At 61.4% G+C, this 18,243-nt stretch carries 16 protein-coding genes and 3 tRNA genes; 1 reads left to right on the top strand and 18 read right to left on the bottom strand.

The window, feature by feature from the left end; genetic code table 11:
- Positions 1-19: 19 nt before the first annotated feature.
- The 18 genes from nuoG to ACZ5WT_RS15720 all read right to left on the bottom strand — a co-directional run bounded on the left by nuoG (position 20) and on the right by ACZ5WT_RS15720 (position 17,154).
- The gene (gene nuoG / locus ACZ5WT_RS15805; protein WP_464284730.1) at positions 20-2,125 is read right to left on the bottom strand and encodes an NADH-quinone oxidoreductase subunit NuoG; all 2,106 of its coding nucleotides are present in this window, start codon (positions 2,123-2,125) and stop codon (positions 20-22) included.
- Between the two features lie 4 nt (positions 2,126-2,129).
- On the bottom strand, positions 2,130-3,437 hold the full coding sequence (nuoF, locus tag ACZ5WT_RS15800; RefSeq protein ID WP_464284729.1) for an NADH-quinone oxidoreductase subunit NuoF: 1,308 nt from the start codon (positions 3,435-3,437) through the stop codon (positions 2,130-2,132).
- A 9-nt stretch (positions 3,438-3,446) separates the two neighbouring features.
- A complete protein-coding gene (gene nuoE / locus ACZ5WT_RS15795) occupies positions 3,447-4,694 on the bottom strand; it encodes an NADH-quinone oxidoreductase subunit NuoE (RefSeq protein ID WP_464284728.1) in 1,248 nt (415 codons plus the stop codon).
- Entirely contained in the window at positions 4,694-5,887 is a 1,194-nt protein-coding gene (locus ACZ5WT_RS15790) for an NADH-quinone oxidoreductase subunit D (RefSeq protein WP_464284727.1), read from the bottom strand. The genes nuoE and ACZ5WT_RS15790 overlap by 1 nt, the downstream gene beginning before the upstream one ends.
- Positions 5,884-6,495 carry an NADH-quinone oxidoreductase subunit C gene (locus ACZ5WT_RS15785; protein WP_464284726.1) on the bottom strand — a complete coding sequence of 204 codons (612 nt, stop codon included), beginning with the start codon at positions 6,493-6,495 and terminating at the stop codon, positions 5,884-5,886. The genes ACZ5WT_RS15790 and ACZ5WT_RS15785 overlap by 4 nt, the downstream gene beginning before the upstream one ends.
- A gap of 9 nt (positions 6,496-6,504) precedes the next feature.
- Positions 6,505-7,086: a NuoB/complex I 20 kDa subunit family protein gene (locus ACZ5WT_RS15780; protein WP_464284725.1), complete on the bottom strand. Its 582-nt coding sequence runs from the start codon at positions 7,084-7,086 to the stop codon at positions 6,505-6,507.
- Positions 7,077-7,442 (bottom strand): NADH-quinone oxidoreductase subunit A, encoded by a 366-nt coding sequence (locus tag ACZ5WT_RS15775; protein WP_464284724.1) that lies wholly within the window; start codon positions 7,440-7,442, stop codon positions 7,077-7,079. Before ACZ5WT_RS15775 ends, ACZ5WT_RS15780 begins: the two co-directional genes overlap by 10 nt.
- Before the next feature lie 431 nt (positions 7,443-7,873).
- A complete protein-coding gene (locus ACZ5WT_RS15770; RefSeq protein WP_464284723.1) occupies positions 7,874-8,452 on the bottom strand; it encodes an outer membrane protein in 579 nt (192 codons plus the stop codon).
- A 304-nt stretch (positions 8,453-8,756) separates the two neighbouring features.
- Entirely contained in the window at positions 8,757-9,305 is a 549-nt protein-coding gene (locus tag ACZ5WT_RS15765; RefSeq protein ID WP_464284722.1) for an outer membrane protein, read from the bottom strand.
- Between the two features lie 196 nt (positions 9,306-9,501).
- The gene (msrA, locus tag ACZ5WT_RS15760) at positions 9,502-10,230 is read right to left on the bottom strand and encodes a peptide-methionine (S)-S-oxide reductase MsrA (protein WP_464284721.1); all 729 of its coding nucleotides are present in this window, start codon (positions 10,228-10,230) and stop codon (positions 9,502-9,504) included.
- Between the two features lie 161 nt (positions 10,231-10,391).
- Positions 10,392-10,468, bottom strand: a tRNA-Asp gene (locus ACZ5WT_RS15755).
- A gap of 63 nt (positions 10,469-10,531) precedes the next feature.
- Positions 10,532-10,608, bottom strand: a tRNA-Asp gene (locus ACZ5WT_RS15750).
- Positions 10,609-10,834: 226 nt separating this feature from the next.
- Positions 10,835-10,910 (bottom strand) — tRNA-Val (locus tag ACZ5WT_RS15745).
- 125 nt (positions 10,911-11,035) lie between these two features.
- Entirely contained in the window at positions 11,036-11,308 is a 273-nt protein-coding gene (locus tag ACZ5WT_RS15740; RefSeq protein WP_300281988.1) for an HU family DNA-binding protein, read from the bottom strand.
- 206 nt (positions 11,309-11,514) lie between these two features.
- On the bottom strand, positions 11,515-12,714 hold the full coding sequence (gene tet, locus ACZ5WT_RS15735) for a Tet(A)/Tet(B)/Tet(C) family tetracycline efflux MFS transporter (RefSeq protein WP_464284720.1): 1,200 nt from the start codon (positions 12,712-12,714) through the stop codon (positions 11,515-11,517).
- Positions 12,715-12,896: 182 nt separating this feature from the next.
- Positions 12,897-15,329: an endopeptidase La gene (gene lon / locus ACZ5WT_RS15730; protein WP_464284719.1), complete on the bottom strand. Its 2,433-nt coding sequence runs from the start codon at positions 15,327-15,329 to the stop codon at positions 12,897-12,899.
- A 208-nt stretch (positions 15,330-15,537) separates the two neighbouring features.
- Complete coding sequence (locus tag ACZ5WT_RS15725; protein WP_464284718.1) at positions 15,538-16,683, bottom strand: helix-turn-helix transcriptional regulator; 1,146 nt, start codon at positions 16,681-16,683, stop codon at positions 15,538-15,540.
- Between the two features lie 39 nt (positions 16,684-16,722).
- Positions 16,723-17,154: an Lrp/AsnC family transcriptional regulator gene (locus tag ACZ5WT_RS15720; protein ID WP_464284717.1), complete on the bottom strand. Its 432-nt coding sequence runs from the start codon at positions 17,152-17,154 to the stop codon at positions 16,723-16,725.
- Positions 17,155-17,266: 112 nt separating this feature from the next.
- On the opposite strand from ACZ5WT_RS15720, the gene rocF reads away from it, so the two are divergent.
- Complete coding sequence (gene rocF / locus ACZ5WT_RS15715) at positions 17,267-18,241, top strand: arginase (RefSeq protein ID WP_464284716.1); 975 nt, start codon at positions 17,267-17,269, stop codon at positions 18,239-18,241.
- The last annotated feature ends 2 nt before the right edge of the window (positions 18,242-18,243 follow it).

The raw sequence follows: 18,243 nt of genomic DNA, 5'->3' as shown, positions 1-18,243 counted from the left end.
TAAAGTCCATTGTACTCCCCTACTCCGCTGCCTGCCGCAAACCGGCGGCAGTGGCGGCGCATTCGCCCATCACGGCCGAGGCACGGGCAATCGGATTGCTCATATAGAAATCGGACACGGCCGGGCCGAATGGCGCGGTCTTGGTCTTGATCGCGGCCTTGGCCAGCTTGGCGATGTCGGCGGCACTGCCCGGGGCAATGGCGTCGACGCGTGCCAGATGCGGGAATTCCGCGTAGATGGCGGCGCGCAGCTGGGCCAGCGAGTTGAAGGGCAACGGCTTGCCGACGGCGCCCGACAGGGCACGAATGATCGCCCAGTCTTCCTTGGCATCGCCAGGCGGGAACACAGCGCGGTTGGTGACCTGCACCCGGCCCTCGGTGTTCACATAGGTGCCCGACTTTTCTGTGTAGGTTGCGGCAGGCAGAATGACATCGGCTCGGTGCGCACCGGTGTCGCCATGGCTACCGACGTAGACCACGAACGCCTTGCCCATCGCGGCGGTGTCGTACTCGTCGGCGCCGAGCAGGAACAGGACGTCCAGTTCGCCCTTGCCGGCCAGAGCGATCTGGTCGGCGGAGCAGACGCCGCCGTCATGTGGCACGAAACCAATGTCGAGCCCGCCGACGCGGCTGGCAGCATTGTGCAGCAGCGCAAAGCCGTTCCAGCCTTCGGCGACGTTCTGACCGGAGGTTGCCAGCTTGGATGCCAGGGCGATCACGTCGCGGCCGACCTGCTTGCCCAGCGAGGCATGCGAGACAGCGCTTTCGCCGACAATAATCAGCGGGCGTTCTGCCTTGGCGAGTACTTCGGCGAATGCGCCCTTGCCCGCTGCCAATTCGGCAAGCGTTTCAAAGCCTTCACCGAGATAGGTGTGGTCATAGGTCAGGTCTGCGCGTTCGCCAATGGTGGCGATCGGCAGGTTCTTGGCGCGCCATGCCTTGCGGATACGGGCGTTCAGAACAGATGCTTCCCGGCGCGGGTTGGCCCCGATGATCAGGACGGCGTCAGCCTGTTCGATCCCGGCAATGGTCGGGTTGAAGATGTAGGCCGAGCGCGGCATGGAGGGATCGATGCCCGACATGGCCGGACGAACGTCGGTCATGCCCGAGCCGATCGACGCCAGCAGCGCCTTGAGGGCGAACATTTCTTCGACAGCGGCCAGGTCGCCGGCAATGGCGCCGACCTTGTTACCGGCCTTCTTGAGGCGCGCAGCAACGGCGGCGAGTGCTTCTTCCCATGTGGTCGCCTGGAGCTTGCCGCCCTTGCGAACATAGGGACGATCGAGACGCTGGCTCTTAAGCCCGTCCCAGATGAAGCGGGTCTTGTCGGAGATCCACTCTTCGTTGATCGCTTCATTGATGCGCGGCAGGATACGCATGACTTCTCGGCCACGGCTATCGACGCGGATGTTGGAGCCGACAGCGTCCATCACGTCGATGGATTCGGTCTTCACCAGTTCCCATGGACGCGCATTGAAGGCGTAGGGCTTGCTGGTCAGCGCGCCGACTGGGCACAGATCGATGACGTTGCCCTGCAGCTCGCTGGTCAGCGCCTTTTCGAGATAGGTGGTGATCTCGGCGTCTTCGCCACGACCCAGCAGACCCATTTCGGCAATGCCGGCGACTTCTGTGGTGAAACGAACGCAGCGCGTGCAGTGAATGCAGCGGTTCATCGAGGTCTTGACCAGCGGGCCAATGTACTTGTCCTCGACGGCGCGCTTGTTCTCCGCAAAGCGGTTCTTGTCCACGCCATAGGCCATGGCCTGATCCTGCAGGTCACATTCGCCGCCCTGATCGCAGATCGGGCAATCCAGTGGGTGGTTGATAAGCAGGAATTCCATCACGCCTTCGCGGGCCTTCTTGACCATCGGCGTGTTGGTAAACATTTCAGGCGGCTCGCCATTCGGGCCGGGCCGCAGGTCCTTGACCGACATGGCGCAGCTCGCCTGCGGCTTGGGCGGACCGCCCTTCACTTCGACGAGACACATGCGGCAGTTGCCGGCGACCGACAGGCGCTCGTGGTAGCAGAAGCGCGGGATTTCGGCCCCGGCTGCTTCAGCGGCCTGCATCAGCGTGTAGTAGTCTGGAACTTCGACGAGCTGGCCGTCGACTTTGATGGTGGCCATTACCCTACTCCGCAGCGATCGACGGCACGGCGCCGTCGCTGGTGGACGACCAGGTGTACTGGTCAATGCGTTCTTCGATAACGTGACGGAAGTTGCGGATCAGGCCCTGGATCGGCCACGCAGCGGCGTCGCCGAGCGCACAGATGGTGTGCCCTTCGATCTGCTTGGTCACTTCGAACAGCATGTCGATCTCGCGCTTCTGGGCGCGGCCTTCGACCATGCGTTCCATCACGCGCATCATCCAGCCCGTGCCTTCACGGCATGGCGTGCACTGGCCGCAGCTTTCGTGCTTGTAGAAAGCCGAGAGGCGCCAGATGGCCTTTATGATGTCGGTCTGCTTGTCCATCACGATGATGGCAGCGGTTCCCAGCGACGACCCCACTTCGCGCAGGCCGTCGAAATCCACGATGGCGTTCTGGATCTTCTCGCCGGGTACGCAGGGCACCGAGGCGCCACCGGGGATCACAGCGAGCAGGTTGTCCCAGCCGCCACGAATGCCGCCGCAGTGCTTTTCGATGATGTCCTTGAAGCTCTCGCCCATGGCTTCTTCGAAGGTCGCGGGCTTGTTCACGTGACCCGAAACGCACATCAGCTTGGTGCCGGTGTTGTTGGCACGGCCGATCGAGGCAAACCAGGCGCCGGAACGGCGCAGGATTTCTGGCACGACGGCGATCGACTCAACGTTGTTCACGGTGGTCGGATTGCCATAGACGCCCATGCCTGCCGGGAACGGCGGCTTGAGGCGTGGCTGGCCCTTCTTGCCTTCCAGCGACTCCATCAGCGCGGTTTCTTCGCCGCAGATGTAAGCACCGGCGCCGTGATGGACGATGATGTCCAGGTCCCAGCCGTGGATATTGTCCTTACCGATCAGCTTGGCCTCGTAGGCCTGCTCAACGGCAGCTTCGAGACGCTGGCGTTCGCGGATGAATTCGCCACGGACATAGATGAACGCCAGGTGCGCATCCATGGCGCGGGCCGCCAGCAGGCAACCCTCGACCAGATGGTGCGGGTCATGGCGCAGGATATCGCGGTCCTTGCAGGTACCCGGCTCGGACTCGTCGGCGTTGACCAGCAAGTAGTGCGGACGGCCGTCGTTGACCTTGGGCATGAAGGTCCACTTCAGCGCGGTCGGGAAGCCTGCACCGCCACGGCCACGCAGGCCCGAGGCCTTGACCTCGTTGGTGATCCAGTCACGACCGGCGTCGATGAACTCCTTGGTCCCCACCCAGGCGCCGCGCGAACGCGCGCCCTCAAGGGTCCAGTCGCCCTGGCCGTAGAGATTGGTGAAAATGCGGTCTTTATCAGCGAGCATCGTTCACTCCTACCGCGGCTTCTTGCCGAAGACGCGGACATATTCAGCTTCGCCACCCTTGGCGAGTGCGGCGGCCTGGTCGAGCCAGTTGTCGCGGGCCACACGGCCCTTGAAACTCAGCGTGTCCTCGACCTTGGCGATGTCGTCTGCCGTGAAGGCGGCGACTTGGCTCCACTTGGTGATGCCGAGGGCATTGAGGCGCCCTTCGAGCACCGGACCAACCCCGGAGATCAGCTTGAGATCGTCGGGCGCGCCTGCCGGAGCTGCGAACAGTGGCGCAGCAACGGTGGGAGCGGCTTCCGCCGGCTTGCTATTGGAGGCGATGATGGTGCGGGACTTCTTGCCCGGCGCCTTGCCGCCATCCACCTTGCCGGCGTCTGATTCGGCGCCGGTCGCGTCCTCACGCATCGCCTTGTTCGGCTCGCCATTGGCATTCGCCGAAACCGCTGCAGCCTTGCGCTCGAACTCTGCCTTTGCCTCGGAAACCTTGGCGGCCTTGGGCGTGCCCTTGAGCGCGGGAGCGGATTCTTCGCTCACATCCTTGGGCTTGGCCGCCGTTGTGGGCGCCTGGGGTGCAGCGGCGGGAGCGGCCGCCGGAGCTGCGTCTGGCAGAGCGGGTGGCACGAACTTGGCGCGCTTCGCCGACGGGGCATCGAGCAGCGTCGTGCGACCGCCTTCGGCAGACGATGTCAGGCGATCATTCTGCGGGCCCGGCTTGATGGTTTCGCCCTTGCCGGCCTGGAACGCGTCGATTATCTCGCCAAGCCGCTCGGCGGTGAGGTCTTCAAACGTGTCGTGGAAGATCGAGACCATCGGGGCGTTGACGCAGGCGCCAGCGCATTCGACTTCTTCCCAGCTCAGCGTTCCGTCCTCGTTGAGGTGGTGTGCGTCGTGGTGGATCTTGCTCTTGCAAACCTCGATCAGCGCCTCGGCGCCACGCAGCATGCAGGGAGTTGTACCGCAGACCTGTACGTGGGCACGGGTGCCCACCGGTTGCAGCTGGAACTGGGTGTAGAAGGTCGCCACTTCCAGCACGCGGATATAGGCCATGCCGAGCATGTCGGCGATGGACTCGATCGTGGCGCGGCTGATCCAGCCGTCCTGATCCTGGGCGCGCATAAGCAGCGGAATGACAGCAGATTGCTGGCGGCCGGCCGGGTAAAGCCCGATCTTCCACTCCGCCCATTTGGCGTTTTCAGCAGTGAAGGCGAAGGAAGCCGGCTGGACCGACTCATCCGCAAGGCGACGCGCAACCATCAGCGATCAACCTCTCCGAACACGATATCGAGCGAGCCGAGGATGGCCGAGACGTCGGCCAGCATGTGGCCGCGGCACAGGAAATCCATGGCCGACAAATGCGCAAAACCCGGAGCACGGATCTTGCAACGATACGGCTTGTTGGTGCCGTCACTGACTAGGTAGACGCCGAACTCGCCCTTGGGCGCCTCAACGGCGGCGTAAACTTCGCCGGCGGGCACCTTGTAGCCTTCGGTGTAGAGCTTGAAGTGATGGATCAGTGCTTCCATCGACTTCTTCATTTCGCCGCGCTTGGGCGGAACGACCTTGCCGTCGAGCGAGGACACGGGCCCCTTCCCTTCCGGCGCGTTCAGCTTCTCGATGCACTGCTTTATGATCTTGGTCGACTGACGCATCTCTTCCATACGGATGAGATAGCGGTCGAAGCAGTCGCCGTTCTTGCCGATCGGGACGTCGAAGTCCATTTCGGCGTAGCACTCATAGGGCTGGCTCTTGCGCAGGTCCCAGGCAGCGCCCGAACCGCGCACCATCACGCCCGAAAAGCCCCAGTTCCAGGCGTCTTCCAGCTTCACCACGCCGATGTCGACGTTGCGCTGCTTGAAGATGCGGTTCTCGGTCAGGAGCTTATCAATATCAGCGAGCGCCTTGGGGAAGGTCTCGCAGAAGGTTTCGATGTCATCAATCAGCGCCTGCGGCAGGTCCTGATGGACACCGCCGGGGCGGAAATAGGCAGCGTGCATACGGGCGCCCGAAGCGCGTTCGTAGAACACCATCAGCTTTTCGCGCTGCTCGAAGCCCCACAGTGGCGGGGTCAAGGCGCCTACGTCCATGGCCTGAGTGGTCACGTTCATCAGGTGCGCCAGAAGACGGCCGATTTCCGAGTACAGCACGCGGATCAGCTGGCCACGACGGGGCACTTCAAGACCAAGCAGCTTTTCGACGGCCAGGGCAAAAGCGTGCTCCTGGTTCATCGGGGCCACGTAGTCGAGGCGATCGAAATAGGGCACGGCCTGAAGGTACGTCTTGGACTCAATCAGCTTTTCGGTGCCGCGATGCAGCAGGCCGATATGGGGATCGACGCGCTCGACGACTTCGCCGTCGAGTTCCAGGATCAGGCGCAGAACGCCGTGGGCCGACGGATGGACCGGCCCGAAATTGATGGTGAAGTTTCTGACTTCGGCTTCAACGGTCATTGCTTGGCCTTCTCGTCACCGGGCAGCACGTAATCGGTGCCTTCCCAGGGCGACAGATAGTCGAACGAACGGTATTCCTGCATGAGCTTGACCGGCTCATAGACCACGCGCTTGCGCTCATCGTCGTAGCGCACTTCCACAAAACCGGTGGTCGGGAAGTCCTTGCGCAGGGGATGGCCGTCAAAGCCGTAGTCGGTGAGAATGCGGCGCAGGTCGTTGTGGCCCGAGAACAAGACGCCGTAGAGATCGTAGGCCTCACGTTCGAACCAGTCGGCACCGCGGAACACGCCAGTGATGCTGGGAACGGGCGTCTCGTCGTCTGCCGTCACCTTCACCCGGATGCGATGATTAAGGTAGGGGCTCATGAAATGATAGACGACGTCAAAGCGCTCGTCGCGACCCGGATAGTCGGCGCCGCAGATATCGACAAAGCTGATGAAGCGGCAGCGCGAGTCATCGCGGAGGAACGTGGCGACGGCCACGATCTGGTCTCTTTCCACCGTCAGGGTGAGCTCCCCGAAGGCAAACTCCTGGGACAGTACTGCGGAGCCCAACGAACTTGCGATATGTTCGCCAAGGACCAGCAGCGGGTTAACTACTTCATCCATACTGGTGACCTAGCGTTCGATGGTGCCGGTGCGGCGGATTTTCTTCTGCAGCAGCAAGATGCCGTAGAGAAGTGCTTCTGCGGTAGGAGGGCAGCCGGGCACGTAGACGTCCACCGGCAGCACACGATCGCAACCCCGCACGACCGAATAGGAATAGTGATAGTAGCCGCCGCCGTTGGCGCAGCTGCCCATGGAGATGACATAGCGGGGCTCTGGCATCTGGTCGTAGACCTTGCGCAGGGCCGGAGCCATCTTGTTGGTCAGGGTACCGGCGACGATCAGTACGTCAGACTGGCGCGGCGAGGCGCGCGGCGCGGTGCCGAAGCGCTCAATGTCGTAGCGCGGCATCGACATCTGCATCATTTCGACGGCGCAGCACGCCAAGCCGGTCTGCATCCACATCAGCGAGCCAGTACGGGCCCAAGTGACGAGCTGAGAGACCGTCGAGACCAGGAAGCCCTTGTCGGCAAGCTCATCCGTCACGTCGGTGAAGAAAGGGTCATTGGCGCCGACAGGCTTGTTCGTGCGCGGGTCGATAACGCCAGTAGGACGCGGCGCAACCAGCGTACCGTTGGGTTCACTCAATCCCATTCCAGGGCCCCCTTACGCCATTCGTAGATAAAGCCGACGGTCAACACCGCGAGGAAGATCATCATCGACCAGAAGCCGAACCAGCCGACATCGCGGAAGGCCACGGCCCACGGAAAGAGGAACGCGACTTCCAGGTCGAAGATGATGAAGAGAATCGACACGAGGTAGAACCGAACGTCGAATTTCATGCGCGCGTCATCGAAGGCGTCAAAGCCGGCTTCGAAAGCAGACACCTTTTCAGGGTCAGGGTTTTTTACGGCAACAATGAATGGAACGACCAGAAGAGCGAGGCCGATCACGCCTGCAAGAGCGATGAAAATTACGATCGGCAAATAGTCGCTGAGCAAATCAGTCATGCGGCAGCCTGCTTTTTTATCCGGTCAAGAAACCGGGCAGCGAGAGTTCCACGAGCAATTGGGGCAAGCGAACCAACGCGACAGTTGATGGCTTGGGCTTAGCCCTTTGGCTAATACGTTTCAAGGGAAAGAAAATATGAGCAAAACAATCATGTATCGGATTGGAGATGCCCGCAACACTCGGTGATGCTTGAGGATTGTTTCTGCAGATCAGCAGCGAGAATGTGCGTGGTTGGCGCGCGAAAGGCCGCCCAAATCGGCATGGTCGTGATCGTATTCTGGGGTGGCACCGACTCGGTCGGCTGCGAAAGCCCAGGGGGTAGAAAGTGCCATAAACCAAAACGGCGAACCGGGTGACCGGTTCGCCGAATTGGGTTTGCAAGACGCTAGGTCAGGAGGGCTGCAGAAGCAGCCCTGCCCGATTGCAAATCTTAGAAGTGGTAGAACACGCCGACGGTTGCCTTGGCGCCTTCGAAGAAGGAGTCAGCTGCACCGTCGAAGTCGCCCTGGCCAACGAGTTCACCGCGAACGGTGATCGCGTCGGTCACTGCGAGTTCAACACCGCCACCGAGCTGGTACACGCCCTGGTTGAAGCCAGTGCGGTTGTTGGTGCCGAGACCACCGATTGCGTAGACGAGAACCGAGTCGGTCACGACAGCACCAGCACGCAGGTTAGCGAAGAATTCGCCGGTGCTGAAGGAGTTGTTCCAGAGGTAGTCGCCGGTGACTTCAGCGCCGATCAGGAAAGGATCGACGGGGATGAAGTTCACGCCGACAGCGGCGCCGAGAACACCCGAGGTGGTGTTGACGGGGGTGCCGGCATAGGTGCTGACGTCGGAGCCGGTGAACTGGCCGCCGACGCGAACGCCTGCGTACAGGCCTTCCCAGTTGAAACCAGCAGCTTCATAGATCGGCTGCGGGGTGGTCGGGATGATGAGGTCGGCGGCCTGAGCACCACCAACGAGCAGCGCGGCAGCAGCCACACCGAGGGTAAGCGAACGTACAAACATATCTTGCACTCCCATAGAGTTAACCGTAGTCGACCGATAGATGCCTCAGCATAACGCGCGTGACAACCCCGCGGTCGCCCAAATTGGGCAATGGGGATAAAATTCGATGACCATTTGCGGGTAGTGTTGCGCCAATGTCGCGCATTTGGCCCAATTTGATACAAATTGCAGCTTTCGGGCCCGTATATGGGGCGTCGAGGTGACGCAATCTGGGCGAGCGTGAGTCGCTCGTCAAGAGACTCATGCCAAGCTGCCGCAAAATTGGGAACGTCCGCAGGGGGGACCGGATGAGTCTCGCTGCAGGTCAGAAGTGGAAGTTGGCGCCGATCGTGAACTGATCCTTGGCATTGCCGCCGTCGATCGGGAAGCCGTGCAGGTATTGGGCTTCGACGGAGACATTGTCTGTGATCGCCAACTCGACGCCACCGCCCAGCAACGCATCGCGCTCATCTGGCGGGCCAAGATCGATTCCGTAGCCGCCTGCTGCGTAGACCAGCACATCGTCGGTGATGACCAAGCCGGCGCGCCCGAGAATTTGGCCGTAGCTTGTGTCCCCTACTGCGCCTCCGGTGAGCCCGTGCACGGCCACTTCCGCTCCGACCAGGTAAAAGTCGAACTGGGCATTCACGCCAACCTGAATTCCGAGACCGTATTCGGAGTCGGCGGCGGCGCTGCTCTGCGCTGCGCCGTACACGCCGGCATAAAAGCCAGCCCAATCGAAGCCCGGATCCTGATAAAGCGGAACTTCCACGGGGGTGCTGGTGCCGATCGTGATCATATCGGCCGCCGACGCGGTGCCCATGGAAATCGCAGGCGTGAGGGCTGCAAGGGCAGCTTTCGTAAGCAGGTGCATCGCTGTCCTCCTGGCTAGGCGTCGGGACTGACGGAACGCGGCCAAACGATGCCGGTTCCGCGGGGTATGCGAGTCTTGCTGTGCGGTTGCGAGGAAATCACCGCCCTCTCAATCGTTGACGCTTATGTCGGCCAAATCTGGTCCAGCGGGCGGCAAAAGTGGGGCATGCGCCCGGTGTTGCTGGTCCTCTGCGGAATCACAGTGTGCCGACCAGCACTGGGTCCGCGCGATACTCCGTCGGAAACACTGATTTGAGAGCCTCGATCTTGGGCAGGTCGTTGACCACAATGTAGGGCCAGGTTGGATTGAGCGTCAGGAAATCCTGGTGGTACTGCTCGGCGGGATAGAAGGCTTTCAGCGGCTCGATGGTGGTGACGATGGGCCCGCTGAAAAGCCCGGTCGAATCAAGCTGCGCGATGTAGCTGCGCGCCGCCGACGCTTGGGCGTCGTTCACCGGGAAAATGGTGGATCGATACTGGGTGCCGTGGTCAGGGCCCTGGAAGTTGAGCTGGGTGGGATTGTGCGCCACTGAGAAGTAGATCTGCATCAACTCATCGTAGCTGACCACGGACGGGTCGTAGGTCACCTCCACTGCTTCGGCGTGTCCGGTTGTGCCACTGGTGGTCTGATCGTAGGTCGCCGTGCTTGCTGCGCCGCCGGAGTATCCGGAGACGGCCCGCGTCACGCCTTTGACATGCTGGAAGACCCCCTGCACTCCCCAGAAGCATCCGCCGGCAAAGACCGCAGTGGCCGAAGTGCCCGATTCCGCCAGGCTGGCCGAGGGAGGTGGAATCACCACCGGGGCTTCCTGCGCAGCCGGTTGCCGCCACAGCCCCAGCGCAAGGGCCGGGATGAGAAGCAGTGACGCAAAGGCGACTCGCCAAGGTGAGAATCTGGTTTGGGCAACTGCGTGGGAGCGGGACATGGTGGACCCCTGGTTCGCTGACTGATTTCAGTTCACCACATATATGCGCTGCCACGGCATATAGATCACAGCGTTCACGCCAAAATGAAGCGGATGCACAGCGCTGTCCTGAGGGCAAGTCTATGTGAAGGGGAGGTAATATGCGCAACCCTGAGAAAGGGTGGCGCGAGAGACGGGGCTCGAACCCGCGACCTCCGGCGTGACAGGCCGGCGCTCTAACCAACTGAGCTACTCCCGCAGCGCTTGCGAACAAACCTTGCGGCTGTTCGTAATCGTATTCTGCGGCACACTTCGTGAGAAGTGGCGCGAGAGACGGGGCTCGAACCCGCGACCTCCGGCGTGACAGGCCGGCGCTCTAACCAACTGAGCTACTCCCGCAGCGCTTGCGAACAAGTCGTTCGCGCAACGTGGTGTCCGTTTACCGAGCACCCTTATCGAAGTCAAGCGAGCGAAATGTTCCCGACGACATTTTCATGAAAAACCCTCGAGGCTGTGGAAAATGGTGCGTGGGGACAAATGTTTACGCGCAAAAAGCCCACCGCGGTGGTGAGCCGGATAACGCTTGATATTTAAGGCTTGGGGAAACCTGCCCTCGGCAGGAAAATGGTGGGCGATGACGGACTCGAACCGCCGACATCCTCGGTGTAAACGAGGCGCTCTACCAACTGAGCTAATCGCCCTCCGGGGCAATGCCCGTTGAGGTGGCCCCTGATAGGGCCGAACTCCGCCAGCGTCAACAGCGGAAATAAATCGGCCCCGGCGCAATGCGCTCGGGGCCAATCAGTTTGCCGATCCAGGAACGATCTTAGTTGATCGCGTCCTTCAGGCCCTTGCCGGGCTTGAACTTGGCCTGGTTGGAGGCCGGGATCTGGATTTCTGCGCCAGTAGCCGGGTTGCGGCCGGTCGATGCCTTGCGCTGCGAAACGGCAAAGGTGCCGAAACCGACGAGGCGGACTTCTTCACCAGCCTTCAGGGAGCCGGTAATGGCTTCGAACACTGCGTCAACCGCTTCAGCGGCCTGTGCCTTGGTGATCGTCGCTTTGTCGGCGACGACGCCAACCAGATCGTTCTTGTTCATTGCGTTTCCTCACAGTGGATTGCCCGCCCTCGCTGGCGAACCTAAATCACGGCAACCCTTGGTCGATTCTATTAGAAAAGCAAGGATTTCCGGGGCTTTTGCGAGGCCGGACGGTGCAGTGACGTTAATGGACCGGAAAAAACGACCCCGCAAGACCGGATTGAAATATTTGCCCGGTTTTCGGGGCTTTTCTGGCTGTTTGTGCACTATTTGCCGACACTTTCGGGGATCGGGGCGCTCCGCCTGATTCCCAGCATCAAGGGCAGCGCCAGCAGGTAAACTGCTATCGCGATCAGCCAGATCATGCCCGGCCAGGTGTCGCGAATCTCGTAGTAGATGAAGCTGAAAAAGAGTGGCCCGAACACCGCCGCCAGACTGACCAGGCTCGCCAGAACGCCCTGCAATTGGCCTTGCCGATCGGCCCCAACCTGCCGGGTCGTTAGGGATTGCAGCGCCGGCATGCCGATGCCTCCCAACGCGAAAACCGGCGCCATCGCGAACAGAATCCAACCCTGAGTTGCAAAGGCCAGAGTGAGCATGGCCCCGGTTTCAAACGCCATGCCGACCACAAGAGCCCATCGCTCGCCGAGCTTTGCTACTGCAGGACCTGTTAGAAAAGCCTGCGCCAGGGCATGGAACACGCCAAAAGCGCCCAGCGACAGGCCGATCGTCATGCCGTTCCACTGAAAGGCGTCCTCACTGAAAATCGCCCAGGTGGTTCCGTAGACCGTGCCTACGAAGTTGAGGATGACGAATATTCCCATCAAGGGAATCAGCGACTTGAAGCTCAAGGCCCATTTGAGCGGTGCAAACGGGTTGAGGGTGTCGAGAGTGAACCTGGTGCCTGGCGCGCCAAGACGCGATTCGGGCAGAACGAACAGCGCCAGCGCGAAGTTGATGCCGTTGAGTATCGCCGCCACAATAAATGGCGCGCGCACCCAGTAGTCGCCCAGAATTCCGCCGAGTACCGGCCCGATGATAAAACCGATTCCGAACATGGCGTGGAAATAGCCGAAGCGCTTGGCGCGCTGTTCCTCGGTGGAAATATCGGTGATGTAGGCCGTTGCCACCGCCATATTGGCGCTGGTGATGCCGGCGATGGCTCGTCCGAGCACCAGCAGCCAGAGCTCGGGAGCAAATGCCATCACCAAGTAGTCGATCGCCGCGCCAGCCAACGAAACGAGCAGGATGGGCCGGCGTCCGAATCGATCGCTGAGTACGCCCAGAATTGGTGAGAACAGGAACTGGCAGGCCGAATAGAGCGCCAGCATGATTCCCAGGAGAGTCGCGACTTCGCTGGTGTGTCCGACCTCGCGCAGCAGCGCGGGTAAAATCGGAAAGATGAGACCGATTCCAACGGCATCCAGCATGACGGCGGCGAGAATTACGACGAGGGCCTTGTTCACTCGATGCTCCTGCGGGTGCGCCACCTCTGGGAATCGGGAGGTAGGGTGTTCACGGGAGCGTTACAACCCCGCCGGTGGCCCTTGTCGGGGATGGTGCTGACATGCCTCGTCAGGAGTGTCGGCCTTTTGGTCAAAAAAAACGGCGCCCCGAGGGACGCCGTTTTCTTATTCATGTTCCCGCCTTAGTGCGGAAGGCCGGCGGTTGCATCATCGCCCGTGTCGACTGTCGTGGAGACAGCCGGCGTGGGTTCGTCGAAGTTCCACTCGATCGGCTCGGGCTTGCGAACAAGCGCCCGCTCGATGACCTGGTCCATCCGGCTCACCGGCACGATTTCCATGCCTTCCTTGACGATGTCCGGGATCTCGGCGAGGTCGCGGACATTTTCTTCAGGGATCAGCACGGTCTTGATGCCACCGCGGAGGGCTGCAAGCAGCTTCTCCTTGAGCCCGCCGATGGGCAGCACCCTGCCCCGCAGCGTGATTTCGCCGGTCATGGCGACGTCGTTGCGCACCGGAATTCCCGTCATCACCGAAACGATCGCCGTTGCCAGACCGATACCGGCCGATGGGCCATCCTTGGGAGTGGCCCCTTCAGGCAGGTGGACGTGGATATCGCGCGTGTCGAACATCGGCGGCTTGATGCCGAAATCGATCGAACGCGAGCGCACGTAAGCGGTCGCCGCAGTCAGCGATTCCTTCATCACTTCCTTGATGTTGCCGGTAACGGTCATACGACCCTTGCCCGGCGTCATCACGCCTTCGATAGTCAGCAGCTCGCCGCCGACTGACGTCCAGGCGAGGCCGGTCACCAGACCAACCTGCGATTCCGCTTCGATCTCGCCGTGCTTGTAAATATCGGCGCCGAGATACTTGGTGAGCTTCTCTTCGTCGATCACGACGGTTTTGACCTTGGTCTTGACGATCTCGGTCACAGCCTTGCGCATCAGCTTGCTGATTTCGCGCTTAAGGTTACGCACGCCCGCTTCACGGGTGTAACGCTGGATCAAGGCCGTCAGCATCTCGTCGGACAGTTCGAACTCGCCATGGGCGAGGCCGTTTTCCTTGAGCGCTTCCGGAATCAGGTGCTGCTTGGCGATCGCGTGCTTCTCCTGCTCGGTGTAGCCGGACAGGCGAATGATCTCCATGCGGTCCATCAGCGGGCCGGGAATGTTGAGCGTGTTCGAGGTGGTCACGAACATCACGTCGCTCAGGTCATAGTCGACCTCGAGATAGTGGTCGGCAAAGGTGTGGTTCTGCTCGGGATCGAGCACTTCGAGAAGTGCCGAGCTCGGATCGCCACGGAAGTCCTGACCCATCTTGTCGATCTCATCGAGCAGGAAGAGCGGATTGGACTTGCCAACCTTCTTGAGCGACTGGATGACCTTGCCGGGCATGGAGCCGATATAGGTCCGGCGGTGACCGCGGATTTCAGCCTCGTCGCGAACGCCGCCGAGCGCCATGCGCACGAACTCACGACCGGTCGCCTTGGCAATCGACTTGCCAAGCGAGGTCTTGCCGACACCCGGAGGACCGACGAGGCAGAGGATCGGCCCCTTGAGGGTGCCGGTGCGGCCCTGCACTGCCAGATATTCAAGGATGCGTTCCTTGACCTTCTCGAGGCCATAGTGATCCTCGTCCAGTACCTTCTCGGCCAGGGCCAGGTCGCGCTTGACCTTGCTCTTCTTGCCCCAGGGCAGGCCCAGAAGCGTATCGAGATAGTTACGGACGACCGTGGCTTCAGCCGACATCGGGCTCATGGCCTTGAGCTTCTTCAGCTCGGCCTCGGCCTTCAGCTTGGCTTCCTTCGAAAGGCGGGTCTTGGCGATGCGCTCCTCGATCTCTGCGATCTCGTTGCTGCCTTCTTCGCCGTCGCCCAGCTCCTTCTGGATCGCCTTCATCTGCTCGTTGAGGTAGTACTCGCGCTGGGTCTTCTCCATCTGGCGCTTGACGCGCGAGCGGATGCGCTTCTCAACCTGCAGAACACCGATCTCGCCTTCCATCAGGCCAAGGATCTTCTGGAAGCGCTCGGCAACCGATACGGTCGAGAGCAGGTCTTCCTTTTCGTTGATCTTGATGACCAGGTGGCTGGCAATGGTGTCAGCGAGCTTGGAATTGTTTTCGATCTGGCCAACGGCGGCCACGACCTCGGCCGAAATCTTCTTGTTGAGCTTTACATAGCTCTCGAACTCGGTTGCAGCCGAGCGCGCCAGCGCCTCGATTTCAGTCGCGTCTTCCTCGGGCTCGGGCAGGATGGATGCCTCGGCCTCAAAGTACTCTTCAGTCTGCAGGTAGCGATCGATCGTGGCGCGATTCAGCCCCTCGACCAGCACCTTTACGGTGCCGTCCGGCAGCTTGAGCAACTGCAGCACCGTGGCGATGGTGCCGGTCTCATAAATCTGGTCGGGCGCCGGATCATCGTCCTGCGCGTTTTTCTGGGTGACGACGAGGATGTGCTTGTCGTCGCGCATGACTTCTTCAAGCGCCTTGACCGATTTCTCACGGCCAACGAACAGCGGCACGATCATGCCGGGGAAAACGACGATATCACGCAGAGGGAGAACTGGGTAAACCCGGTCCCGGCTGAAGTCGCCAGTAGCGGGGGTGACGTCCGTCATCTCGTATCCTTTCCGGGGCGCGCGGAGAAAGGGAGATGGTAGCGCGCCCGTTGTAGACAGCTCCAAGTCCGAAGGCTGGGCTGATTCCGGTTAATAAATAGGTCCGCCCGCCAGCATCGCAAGTCAAGCTTGGCCGAATTGTCACTCTATTCCCATCAACGCACAGGAGATATGCGGAAAGACATGGGAACACCGTTGTGCCCTGCATTCAGCCGTCTGGGTTGGTTATCTGCTGGTGCCGTTCGACGATCCGCACGAGTTCGACCTGCCGACGGGTGCCAGTCTTGCTGAGCGCCGCCTTGAGCTGGTCGCGCACCGTATGCAGCGAGGTGCCCCTGTGGTCGGCTATTTCGCGCAGGGTCAATCCCGTACCGAGGCCAAGTGCCACTTCCGCCTCGCTGGACGTAAGGCCAAACCGCCTGCGCAGTGCCTGGGCGCGGTCGGCCTTTGCCTCATCGCGGGAGAGCGTAACCAGCATCAGCGGTCCGTCACTCAGCCCTGGTGGACCGATAGTGAGGTCCCTGCCCTCGATATTGGCCAGACGTAGGTTCCAAAGGTGCCCATCGCAATCCCGGAATTGCATGGCGCTGGCGAGCGGCGAATGGAGCTTGCCCATACCCGCCACTGCGAGCGCAAAGGCGTGATCTATGTCGGCATCGTCAAACGCCAACCGGCCGCTGGGGCCGTGCCCAAGCACGCTGCCGCCCTCCACCAGCGACTGGGCCGGCCTATTGGCATAAATCACCCGGCGCTGCGCATCGACCGCGAAGACGGCGCTGGTTTCGGTGGTGCCGAGCCGTTCCGCCGCAACCTTGGCGACGCTGCCGGCAAAGACTACCCGGGCAATTGCCAGGGCATGCTGCATATGCGGCGACAAGAGCGTCAGCGTGCGCAGCCACCCCTGTTCGTTGTCTGCGTGCCGTTTTGCAATATTGCCGCCCAGAACGAAGAACCGGCCATTTTCGTTGGCGAGAACGACGCCGCCGCCGGCTCTGAGATCCCCCTGCGGGCGCAGCCAGTCGTTGTAGAATTCCGTCTTCATCAGGTCCTGCTCAGACAGGGTCTCAGCAGTAGTGACTGTCTGGCCGACGGCGGCGCGTGCCAGTCCGGGTGCCCAGGGATTTTGTGCGCTGTAGTAGTTCACATACGACGGTAGATAGGCTGGATCGTACCCGTGCTGCAGCGGCGGCAACGAGAATCTGGTCGCAATGTCATAGCCATAGAGATGGGTGTTCACGCACTGCGTGTGCGACGAGAGCCGGGTCAGGAACTCCTGCCAGCGCGAAGAATCCAGCGCCGTCGAAAACAGTATCGACGTCAGGTCGCTGAATTGTTTTAGGCCTAGCTGGTTCATTTCCCCTCCGGGAACCATCTGGCATCGCGATGCGCGCGATTACCCTACCGTCCGGCGGGCTTTTAACAAGATGCTTGTGTCTGTCGAGGCGATACCGTCGATTTGGCGGATCTGCCGCAACAGGTCGTCGAAGGCCTCCACATTGGGCGCTTCGAGTTCTGCGACCATGTCCCAGCGCCCATTGGTGTTGTGCAGTTGCCGGACCTCGGGAATTCCTAGCAGGCGCTTCATGACGCTGGCCTCGTGCTTGCCATCCACCTCCACCATGGTGATGGCCCTGATGCCCTGGCTGGGCGCGGAAGCCATGACCAGCGTAAACCCGGCAATGACCCCGCCTTCGACCAGCCGATCGATGCGGGCCTTGGCCGTGGCCCGCGACACCTTGAGGTCGATGGCGAGCTTGGCCACCGGTGTGCGGGCATTGGCGCGGAGCAAAGCGATCAGGCGATGGTCGAGGTCATCAAGAGTCATTTTGTGCACTCGCGGTTGTCAAAGTGAGCAGTCTGCTGCACAAATCTATCACAATTCTGGCTTTTCGCTCATCCTTGTCGTCGCCAAACTGGATCTCAAATGGAGGATCCAGATGGACCAGACTGCGGCGCGTGAGATTGATCTGTACGGCATTCCCAGCGACGCGGGCGCGTCTTGCCGGGGTAGCGGTATGGGCCCTGAAGCGCTGCGCGTTGCTGGCCTGTCGGAAACTTTGGCGGCCCTTGGTCACGGAGTCAGCGATCAGGGCGACATCACTGCCGGACCGCGGCTGAGTGGCGGCATTCCCTGGCGCCTGTCGCACGAGCGCAAGGCCGAGGTGATCGCCACGGCGCATAAAAGCAGCGACAGTGCCCTTGCGTCGCTGCGGGCCCACCGGCTGCCCGTCTTCATGGGTGGCGATCACAGCCTCTCAATGGGTTCGATTTCCGGTGTTGCGCGCCACTGCGCCACGAATGGCAAGCCGCTCTTCGTGCTCTGGATCGACGCTCATGGCGATTTCAACACGCCCGCCACCTCGGAAACCGGCAATATCCACGGCATGCCGCTGGCCCTGCTCTGTGGCGAACCCGACTTTGGTCCCGAGTATGACGGCGACTGGCGCGGGAGGATCGACCCACGGCACGTGACCATTTTCGGCGCCCGCTCCATTGACCGCCCCGAGCGGCAATTGCTGGAGGAGCGCGGCGTGGATGTCGTCGATATGCGCCGGATCGATGAGAGCGGTGTGGTGGCAGTGATGCGGCAGGTACTCGCCCGGGTCGAGGCCGTCGGCGGGCATCTGCATGTCAGCCTCGACGTGGATGTTCTCGACCCATCCATCGCCCCTGGAGCCGGCACCCTTGTGGCTGGCGGACTGAATTTCCGCGAGGCTCATCTCGTCATGGAGATGATCCACGACAGTGGCCTGATGGGCTCGCTCGATATCGTGGAGCTCAACCCGTATCTCGACCACGCCGGAATGAGCGCACGGTTGCTGGTGGATCTCGTCGCGAGCCTGTTCGGCCGCCAGATCATGCCGCGCCATGCGGCGGGCATTGAAATCAAAGACGCCATGAGCGGCGCGTGAAG

This window comes from Devosia sp. T2-14 (assembly GCF_055397495.1).
The sequence above is the reverse complement of the archived record's forward strand: the minus strand, read 5'-3'. Positions and strand labels throughout refer to the sequence as shown.

Bases quoted from the DNA above. Each gene is read 5' to 3' on its own strand.
- ACZ5WT_RS15785 (WP_464284726.1), bottom strand. From the start codon at position 6,495: ATGGATGAAGTAGTTAACCCGCTGCTGGTCCTTGGCGAACATATCGCA.
- rocF (WP_464284716.1), top strand. From the start codon at position 17,267: ATGGACCAGACTGCGGCGCGTGAGATTGATCTGTACGGCATTCCCAGC.
- ACZ5WT_RS15770 (WP_464284723.1), bottom strand. From the start codon at position 8,452: ATGTTTGTACGTTCGCTTACCCTCGGTGTGGCTGCTGCCGCGCTGCTC.
- ACZ5WT_RS15720 (WP_464284717.1), bottom strand. From the start codon at position 17,154: ATGACTCTTGATGACCTCGACCATCGCCTGATCGCTTTGCTCCGCGCC.
- lon (WP_464284719.1), bottom strand. From the start codon at position 15,329: ATGACGGACGTCACCCCCGCTACTGGCGACTTCAGCCGGGACCGGGTT.
- nuoG (WP_464284730.1), bottom strand. From the start codon at position 2,125: ATGGCCACCATCAAAGTCGACGGCCAGCTCGTCGAAGTTCCAGACTAC.
- ACZ5WT_RS15740 (WP_300281988.1), bottom strand. From the start codon at position 11,308: ATGAACAAGAACGATCTGGTTGGCGTCGTCGCCGACAAAGCGACGATC.
- ACZ5WT_RS15780 (WP_464284725.1), bottom strand. From the start codon at position 7,086: ATGGGATTGAGTGAACCCAACGGTACGCTGGTTGCGCCGCGTCCTACT.
- nuoF (WP_464284729.1), bottom strand. From the start codon at position 3,437: ATGCTCGCTGATAAAGACCGCATTTTCACCAATCTCTACGGCCAGGGC.
- ACZ5WT_RS15775 (WP_464284724.1), bottom strand. From the start codon at position 7,442: ATGACTGATTTGCTCAGCGACTATTTGCCGATCGTAATTTTCATCGCT.
- msrA (WP_464284721.1), bottom strand. From the start codon at position 10,230: ATGTCCCGCTCCCACGCAGTTGCCCAAACCAGATTCTCACCTTGGCGA.
- nuoE (WP_464284728.1), bottom strand. From the start codon at position 4,694: ATGGTTGCGCGTCGCCTTGCGGATGAGTCGGTCCAGCCGGCTTCCTTC.
- ACZ5WT_RS15790 (WP_464284727.1), bottom strand. From the start codon at position 5,887: ATGACCGTTGAAGCCGAAGTCAGAAACTTCACCATCAATTTCGGGCCG.
- ACZ5WT_RS15725 (WP_464284718.1), bottom strand. From the start codon at position 16,683: ATGAACCAGCTAGGCCTAAAACAATTCAGCGACCTGACGTCGATACTG.
- ACZ5WT_RS15765 (WP_464284722.1), bottom strand. From the start codon at position 9,305: ATGCACCTGCTTACGAAAGCTGCCCTTGCAGCCCTCACGCCTGCGATT.